Here is a 1,071-nt window from a genome sequence, read left to right on the forward strand (position 1 = left end):
GGGCGCGTGTCCGCGTCGAACCCGCACCAGCTGCTGGTCAACATGGTGGTCTTCGGCGCGCTGATGACGCTGATCGCGTTCCTGTACCTGCGCAACCAGCTGCGGCCCATCACCCGGCTGGCTCATGCGGCGCAGGCGTTCGGGCGTGGGCGGCACGTGGCCTACACGCCCGGCGGCGCGGTCGAGGTGCGCACCGCCGGCCACGCGTTCCTAGACATGCGCGCCCGGATCGAGCGGCAGATCGAACAGCGCACGATGATGCTGTCCGGCGTCAGCCACGACCTGCGCACGCCGCTGACGCGGCTGCGGCTGGGCCTGTCGCTGCTGGACGACGACGAGCGCGAGCCGCTCGAGCGTGACGTCGACGAGATGCAGCGCCTGATCGATGCCTTCCTCGACTTCGCCCGCGGCGATGCCGAAAGCGGCCCGGCCGAGCCCGTCGATCCGGTGGCGCTGGCCGCGTCTGTCGTCGAGGACGCGCGCCGCGCGGGGCAGGCGGTCGAGCTGGGCGAGACCGACGGCGCAGGCACGATTCCCCTGCGCGCCGCCGCGATCCGGCGCGCGGTCGAGAACCTGGTGGCGAACGCCGTGCGCTACGGCTCGCGCTGCCGCGTGTCGGTCCGGCTGAGCGAGCGGTCGCTGCGCATCCGGGTCGAGGACGACGGGCCCGGCATCGCGCCCGAGGACCGGTCCGAGGCCGTGCGCCCCTTCGTCCGGCTGGACCCGGCGCGCAACCAGGATCGCGGCTCGGGCGTGGGGCTGGGGCTGGCCATCGCGGCGGACGTGGCGCGCGCGCATGGCGGCATGCTTAGGCTGGCGGAAAGCGAAGACCTGGGCGGGCTTTGCGTGGACATCGTCATCGGCCGCTGACGGGTGCGGCGCGGTCACGCATGCGGCGGGATGCGATCGTATCCCGAAAGCGTTTGCCCGGTTGCGCGCCGCTTGCTACCTTTCCCGGCGTCAGGCCCGACGGGAAGCGGGCATCGCGCACGAGGGATACATGAACGGCTACAGGCTGCACCTGTCGGTTCTGTCCAGCCATTGCGACGGCAGTGGCGTCACGCAGGCCCC

General features: G+C 72.5%; 1 protein-coding gene. It reads left to right on the forward strand.

Annotation, left to right across the window (positions count from 1 at the left end; all coding sequences use genetic code 11):
- Positions 1-870: ATP-binding protein (locus ACFDTC_RS16480; protein ID WP_375259974.1), on the forward strand; the 870-nt coding region annotated here is incomplete at its 5' end.
- Positions 871-1,071 lie beyond the last annotated feature (201 nt).

The organism is Citreimonas sp., from assembly GCF_042096055.1.
GTDB lineage: Bacteria > Pseudomonadota > Alphaproteobacteria > Rhodobacterales > Rhodobacteraceae > Citreimonas.